Source organism: Mesorhizobium sp. LSJC280B00 (genome assembly GCF_000502835.1).
Lineage (GTDB): Bacteria > Pseudomonadota > Alphaproteobacteria > Rhizobiales > Rhizobiaceae > Mesorhizobium.
Genome location: NZ_AYVL01000042.1, coordinates 20,460 through 27,764, shown reverse-complemented (window position 1 = coordinate 27,764; position 7,305 = coordinate 20,460). Strand labels below are relative to the sequence as shown.

The following is a 7,305-nucleotide window of genomic DNA, read 5'->3' as shown; positions in this document are numbered from 1 at the left end:
CGGCTTCTGGCCGGCCAATGCCACCGGCGACGATATCAGGCTGTTCACGGATGAGGGGCGATCGCAGGAGCTGGCGACCTTCTTCACGCTGCGCCAACAACTGACCAAGCGCGACGGCAAGGCCAATGTCGCATTGTCGGATTTCGTCGCGCCGGTGGACAGCGGCAAGCCCGACTACATCGGCGGCTTCATCGTCACGGCCGGCATCGAGGAGGTGGCGATCGCCGAACGATTTGAGAGGGCCAATGACGACTATTCGTCGATCATAGTCAAGGCGCTGGCCGACCGCGTCGCTGAGGCCTTCGCCGAGCGCATGCACGAGAAGGTGCGCAAGGAGTTCTGGGGCTATGCGGTCGACGAAAAGCTGGCGCCGGACGAGCTGATCGGCGAGCCCTATCGCGGCATCCGCCCGGCGCCCGGTTATCCCGCCCAGCCCGACCACACCGAGAAGGCCACACTGTTCCGGCTGCTCGACAGCGAGCGCAATGCCGGGGTGAGCCTGACCGAAAGCTATGCGATGTGGCCCGGCTCGTCTGTGTCGGGGATCTATCTGTCGCATACCGAAAGCTATTATTTCGGCGTCGCCAAGGTCGAACGCGACCAGGTTGAGGACTATGCACGCCGCAAGGACATGCCGCTCGCGGAAGTGGAGCGCTGGCTCGGACCCATTCTCAACTATGTGCCAGCGCACTATGCCGAGGCTGCGGAGTAGTGGCGGCAAGCTCTGCCGTCTTACGCTCCGAGCCGCAACTGCCGTTTCTGTATCATGGAAATGAGGTCCCGGATAAACGCTCAGGTCATAGGAATGTCAGCTGAGGCACAATTTCCATTCACGCGTTTCCGGCCGCCTCGGCGATGGCCATATCCCTCGCGCGCAGGAAGACGCTCTCCATCCGCCAGTGCTCGTTGGTGTAGCGGGGGTCGTGTGCCCATTCGTCCCAGCCATGATTGCGGCGGAATTCGCCGAGCAGGCCGGAAGCCAGGATCTCGTCCTTGTCGACTGGAGTGGCGTTTTCACAATCGGGCGCGACGTAGATCGCGTCTTCCCGGCAGTAGAGCTCGCACATGAAGCAGGTCTGGCAGTCCTCCTGCCGGGCGATGTGCGGCACATTGCTAGACGATTTCGAGCACGTTGGTCGGGCATACTTCGACGCAGGCGTTGCAACCCGTGCAACGCTCGGCGATGACGAGTTCGATCATGATGCGAGTTCCAATGTGGCCGTAATCTGATCTCGTCCAGACCTTGTCCAGGCGGTTCCGTCGCAAACTCCAGCTGAGGTCGCAAGGGCAGGTTGAGCGTCACGCGGCGCTCATGCGGCGAGCATTTCGAACTGCTTGGCAATGGAGGGCGTGGGATTGTAGGCAAACCTGGCCTGTCGTTTGCGCATCATATGAACCATCTCGATGCCCGAGAGGATAGTTTCGGCGGTTGTGGTTGACTCGCCGAGCATGGACCGGACGCGGCGCTTGATGCACCTATGATCCTGTTCGACGCGGTTGTTGAAATACTGGCTCTTGCGGATTCTGATCGGCTTCAGTGCTCGTCGCGNCCGCAGGCGATTTTCAAGATCGCAAGATTGGATGGCCTCGTGATTGGTCTGGCTGCCGTCGATGGCGATACGTTCCGGCCTGCCATGGCGCTGCAGGGCCGTAAGAAGCGTTTGGCCGCCGGCAGGTCACGGTTTTCGCTGAAAAAGAATTCGACCGTATCGCCCACGCTGTCGACGGCGCGGTAGAGATACATCCAGCGACCGCGCACCCGGACATAAGTTTCATCAACGTGCCACTTGCCGGTGACCGGACGTTTTCTCCGGTTGAAGCGTTCAAGCAGCAGAGGCGAAAAATGCACGACCCAGCGGTGGACAGTGGAATGGTCGACGTGAATGCCGCGCTCGGCCATCATCTCTTCCAGATCGCGCAGGCTGAGATTGTAGGCAAGATACCAGCGAACTCACAGTAGGATCACGGATCGATCAAAATGGCGGCCTTTGAACATGACAAACTCCCGGAAAAAAGAGCAAGCGTCATGCAGCAAATGACCTTTCCGAAAAGTTTGCGACAGAACCCGCGACAATCCGTACAGCCATGCCATATGCGCCCGGTTCGTACGAACGGTTCTGGCGCAGACAAATGACAATTATGGTGCGGACTTTGCGACCCGAATTTCTGAACTTGGCGGAAACCTGACGGATGCCTTTCTCGATGCTGCAATGAAAGTGGCAAGCGGAGGCTACTATCACAATGCTTCGACCATTGCGGCTGCCTCCTTGGTCGACCTTCCTCGGTATGAAAAAGTGCTTGCAGCGGCTTTTGCAACTCTAAGGGTCGGACCCGAACAGCGAGCCGAACTCGATGCCCTTTCGGAAAGAATTCAAAACGGCGAGCTCGATGCTGCGGCCGAAGATTGGTACTCTGATCCGGGAGATGGTCATCTTGGTCCCGAGGAGATGGTCACGGCCTATGTTGATAAGATCCGTGCCGATGGCAATTGGGAAACGCTTTCCCGTCACGCTCTGATAAAGGATTTGCTTCCCTATTGGTGTGATGCAATCCACGCATCGCTTGGTTCGGCCCCGCTAGATGAAGTCGAAGCAGTGGTCCAACGCGGGACTCACTTTGGCTGGGAAGCTCGAGCTTGGCGACTGGCGGCAGCGCGGTGGGACAATCGTTTCTTACGGCAACTCACCGAGCGAATCCTTGCCCAAGACGAAGATGCTGAGGTGCGAAGCGCGCTTGGCTTTTGCCTTGCAAATGCCGCATCCGAATCGATTTCGGAGATTCTGTCGATTCCAAGTTTGACGGTGCAATAGCGCGTCCTCATCACCTTCGACCTATGGAACGTCGCGAAGGACAGTACCATCGCCGATCACGTGAAGGCGCAGCTGCCTTTCGCCGAGCGGGGAATTTTCGGATTGCTGAAGAGAGAGGGCGAACTATGGGAACCTGCGACCGGTGCGGCGCTGGCGCTATTGTCCGATACTATCCAGTCAGCCTCGCCGGCCCTGCTCATCCAAATTGCGCGTATTAGAGTTAGCAAGCGGCGAACCACCCGACATAGCGCTCAAGAGAGCCCTTGAGCTATCAATTACGCCGGCTGACGCCGTTGATGCTGTTTCGCTGGCCGTCCATGCTGAGAAGTGGGACCTCGTCCGACTTGCCCTGGACCAGCGCGTTGCTGATGCGCGCCAACTCGCCCTAGAGACACTCAGTGCGCGTGAGTCAACGCCCTTCGGCCCGTCTCTTCTCGCGCTGATCGATGACAAGGGAAGCCGCGTCAGGCGTGCCTTGGTAGGGCTTCTCTTAGAGCGCCAACATCCCAAACATTACGATGCTCTACTCAAGATTTGTCGCGACAGCTGGTCCAACACGGAACCATTTCATGATGAACCACCGTCTTATCCGATTGCACGAGAGGCAATCGATGCGATCGGAAGTTACGATCAGCTCGACGATGATGCTTGCACCCAACTGATCGATATTGGCTCAACGAGCGCCGACCGTCTCTTAAGAGTCCGAGCGTTTACAGTCGTTTCAAACAAAGGAACTGCTGGGGCGCGGCGAGCACTTTGGGCAGTCTCGGAGACACGTCCGTTTGACTGGCGGAATGTGGACGCCATTGATGCCTTGGCTGGCTGCCCATTTGTTGAGCCAGACATCGTTTCGTCCGTCGGGCTAGCCGACCTTTTACGTCAACCAGCCCCTATCGCAGCGTCAAAGTCCGTGCTGGTTGCTGCACACGCAGATATTGAGGTAGCGGGCGCCACCTTCGACAAGATCGCTCATTCCGATAGCAGCCTGCCACTCTTGTTACTGGGTTGCGTGTTGCTTGCCCGTCGCGACCGTTTCCTGGCCAACCGATTGCTCGACCTCCTACCAAAAGACCATGTTGCGAGGGGTATTCTCAATATCTCAGATCAAAATCTGCTTCCGTCTGGTTGCATCGACGATCTGGGCCATATTCGGGTTCGTCAGGAAGTCCTTCATTGGCTTGGCCGCGGTATCACTATCGAGAACCGAAAAACGCGCCGAAGCTCGGTGGCGCGGCGGCGTTTTGCAGCCTGGTGGGAAGCGGGGAGCGGCGCTGTTGTCTAACGACTGCTCGCCGGTCGGTTCACCCGAGACAGACCCNCCTGGTGGGAAGCGGGGAGCGGCGCTGTTGTCTAACGACTGCTCGCCGGTCGGTTCACCCGAGGCAGACCCTCTAGTGTGAACGTACGCTGCCGAACGACATGCCTCCATTGGATATTCCAGCGGGCACGCCGTGCTGTCCCACCAGTCGCTTAGATGGGGTCAGAACAAGAGCTGTTCAGAATCGTACGCTAAGGCCAAACGAAATATGAACATCATGCCGCCCGTCGGATTGGTGCTGGCAAGCGAAGCGATCTGAAGCCTTCGGGCATCTTGAGTTCAGAATCCCAGGTGTAGATGCCTGTGAGGTTGATGTGTTCCCAACTGAGCGGCGAGACGTGTTTGAGCAGGTCATCCGGGATAGTCCGACCCGCCATGCGCAGGTGTGTGGTTGCGCGGTCAAGATAGACGGTGTTCCAATGGACGATGGCGCTGACGACGAGATTGAGACCGGAAGCGCGGAATGCTTGGCTCTCGAATGAGCGGTCACGGATTTCGCCGCGCTCATGGAAGAACACCGCGCGCTTCAGTTTGTGCGCTGCTTCGCCCTTGTTGAGGCCGGCTTGGCACCGCCGGCGCAAGGCCGGGCTCGAATACCATTCGATCATGAACAGTGATCGCTCGATCCGGCCGAGTTCCCGCAGCGCTTGGCCAACTGGCTTTCCTTCGGAGACGCCGAGAGCTTCTTCAGGATCGTCGAGGGGACGACGGCGCGCGTCGCGATCGATGCGGCCAGATGCAGCAGGTCGTCCCAATGATCAAGAATCAACGCGCGTTGATCGGTGCGCCGATGTGGCTCGTCAGCGCCGGGTAGGCATCGCCCTTCTCGAATTGTGAAACTTTCGATCTGTGAGGTTGCGTAGCCGAGGCGCGAAGCGTTTGCCGACAAGGGCGAACAGGCCGAAGACGTGATCGCTCGCGCCACCGGTGTCCGTAAAATGCTCCTGGATGTCCAGGATCGTTTCCTGGTCGAATAGTCCGTCGAGCACATAGGCCGCTTCGCTTTCCGTGGGGCTGATGGGCAGGTCCGACAGGTGGCTGTAGAATTTCGATCTCGGTTCGCTGCCATAGTGCAGATTGACGTCGCCGCGTTTTGCTGCTCGGTCGCTCGCACGGAAGAACTGTCCGTCGGACGACGCAGTCGTTCCGTTGCCCCACAGACGGGAATGCGGGTGCCCGCCGTGTGCGTCGGTGATGCAGGCCTGAGCGCCGCGATAGGTTTCTGATCGGGCATGGAAGGTGCGCATCCAGCCAATCTGATGGGCGCTGATGCCCTTGGAAGCGCCGGCCATCCGCTTCGGACCGAGATTGGTTGCATCGGCCAGGATGCCGGCCAGCATGGCAGAGACATTTCGTGGGGCGTCGCCTGTGCGGACATGTGTGAAGTGATCGGCAAAGCCCGTCCACTCATGCACTTCCCTCAGCAGGTCAGGAACTTCGACCAGCGGATACATCTCGCTGATCTCTGCGTTCAGTTCTTCGGCTGCCGCAGGAACGTCGCCGACAGTCGGCGTCACGATCAGCGTTCCCGCTTCGAGACGAACACCATCGAGCTTACCTGCGCGAGCGCGATAGGCCAGGCGCTTCAAATTGAAGTCCAGCACCTGCTTTACTTCGTTCAGCCAGGCGGCGCCGTCGCTGCCCACACCAAGGCCAAGCCGATCCTCCTCCTTCATCGTGGTGAACGTCGATCGCGGCATGAGGTGCTCGTCGATCGGGCGGAACGAGCGGCTGCCCTCTATCCATATATCCGCCGAGCGAAGGCGCTCGCGCAATGCAGCGAGAGTGGCGATCTCGTAGAGGCGGCGATCAGGCTTCTGCTGCCCAAAGATCAGTTTCCGATCGGTTGGACTGAGATGGCTGGTCGGAACACGCTCGGGCAGTGCACGCCGTCCCTACGAATGAAGCCTTTGGAGCATCGCAATGGCTGTGAGCAAGGAGTCGTGGCGGCGCGCTGAACGAAACGTAAAGGTCGCCAGGAACGCCGTCGCGTATTTGAGGACGCCACTATACTGCTCGGCCGCCAGGACCAGTGGGGATGCCTCATTTTCCTCGACCATTGCTGCAAGCTCCGGCTTCATCCGAAGCAGCCTGTGCCAACCGACCTTCTGGTCGACCACCTCAAGTGCGTCCTGACCGATCGTTGGCCGACTGCAGCGCCGATATCGTATCGAGGAACAGACGCAGGGCCTTGGAGGTGTCTGTCCGATGGTCCATGTGACGCCGTTTCTTGCGGCTATGCGCCTGGGAAAACAGCCGCCCGATCAGCTTGATGAACATCGTCACGGCGTCATCGGTTAGCTTCTCGCCGAGCTTGATGATCTGCGCGACGATCAGGGCGTGACGACGGCTCGCATTGAAGTCGTTGGCCAGCCACGCCGGCGTGGCATTGCCCTCACGAACCATCTGGTCCCACCGCCCGGAAGCCACGCGCGCCCGCAAACCGGGATCGATTCCGAGCGTGCGCAGGAATGCAATCCGTTCGGTCAGTCCTACCAGATTTTTTGAAGCCGCGGGCGCTTCCGGCGCAGACCGCAACCAATGGAAGCGGGTCTGACCGATCGCCGCATCAACCTCGAGCAGCTTGTCGAGCGCCTGCAGCTTCTCAGGTGCCAGACCTTCGATAAGCGCCCCCTCCGCGTGGCGGCGAGCTATGGCACGGGCCGCCAGCCCCATTCGCTCGATGATCTCCGCCGCGGGCAACAGTGTTCCGCGTTCTCGCAGCGTTGCAACGATGGCATTCACAATCGAAGCGCCGCTGTCGGACATCGCGGCCGCCTCTATTGCCGACAACAGCGCGGCGCGACGATCCTGAGCTGTCGCGCTTCTGACGCCGAGACAGATCATCAGGCGCGCAATGTGATCGCGACGCGTCTCTTCCCGGCGGGCATAGGTTGTGAACACAGTGGGATCGGCGCCGATCTGGTCGGCGACATATTTCAGCATCGCGCGGGGCGGAATTTCGCCTGCCGCCAGCACCCGACCTGGATGTCGCATCACGCAAAGCTGAACAGCGAAGCCGAGCTTATTGTGCTCGCGCCTGCGCAGGCCAATTTCGAGGCGATCAGCGGCGGACAATGAATAGTGTCGGATCAGGCTGTCCTCATCAGCCGGAATATCGAAAAGCTCCTGACGATCCTGAGCTTTGAGAATCTTGCGCCTGGCCACTGCTCAACT

3 protein-coding genes and 3 pseudogenes are annotated in these 7,305 nt (G+C 59.4%); 3 read left to right on the top strand and 3 right to left on the bottom strand.

Annotated elements, in window-relative coordinates; translation table 11 throughout:
* Positions 1 to 712 (top strand): vitamin B12 dependent-methionine synthase activation domain-containing protein (locus tag X773_RS0139845; RefSeq protein WP_031213029.1); only part of this gene is annotated, 712 nt, incomplete at its 5' end.
* A 118-nt stretch (positions 713 to 830) separates the two neighbouring features.
* On the opposite strand, the pseudogene X773_RS70650 reads toward X773_RS0139845, so the two are convergent.
* Both X773_RS70650 and X773_RS70645 read right to left on the bottom strand, forming a co-directional pair.
* Positions 831 to 1,200, bottom strand: a pseudogene (locus X773_RS70650) (ferredoxin family protein).
* Between the two features lie 110 nt (positions 1,201 to 1,310).
* Positions 1,311 to 1,996, bottom strand: a pseudogene (locus X773_RS70645) (IS6 family transposase).
* A gap of 214 nt (positions 1,997 to 2,210) precedes the next feature.
* Between X773_RS70645 and X773_RS76945 the strand changes: the two are divergent.
* Positions 2,211 to 2,810 (top strand): hypothetical protein, encoded by a 600-nt coding sequence (locus X773_RS76945; RefSeq protein ID WP_156937478.1) that lies wholly within the window; start codon positions 2,211 to 2,213, stop codon positions 2,808 to 2,810.
* Between the two features lie 205 nt (positions 2,811 to 3,015).
* Positions 3,016 to 4,092 carry a hypothetical protein gene (locus tag X773_RS70635; protein ID WP_023680275.1) on the top strand — a complete coding sequence of 359 codons (1,077 nt, stop codon included), beginning with the start codon at positions 3,016 to 3,018 and terminating at the stop codon, positions 4,090 to 4,092.
* Positions 4,093 to 4,343: 251 nt separating this feature from the next.
* On the opposite strand, the pseudogene X773_RS70630 reads toward X773_RS70635, so the two are convergent.
* Positions 4,344 to 7,296: pseudogene (locus X773_RS70630) on the bottom strand (Tn3 family transposase).
* Positions 7,297 to 7,305: the final 9 nt, after the last annotated feature.

What these genes read in the sequence shown, in the direction of transcription:
- X773_RS76945 (WP_156937478.1), top strand. Translation starts at nt 2,211, where the DNA reads ATGAAAGTGGCAAGCGGAGGCTACTATCACAATGCTTCGACCATTGCG.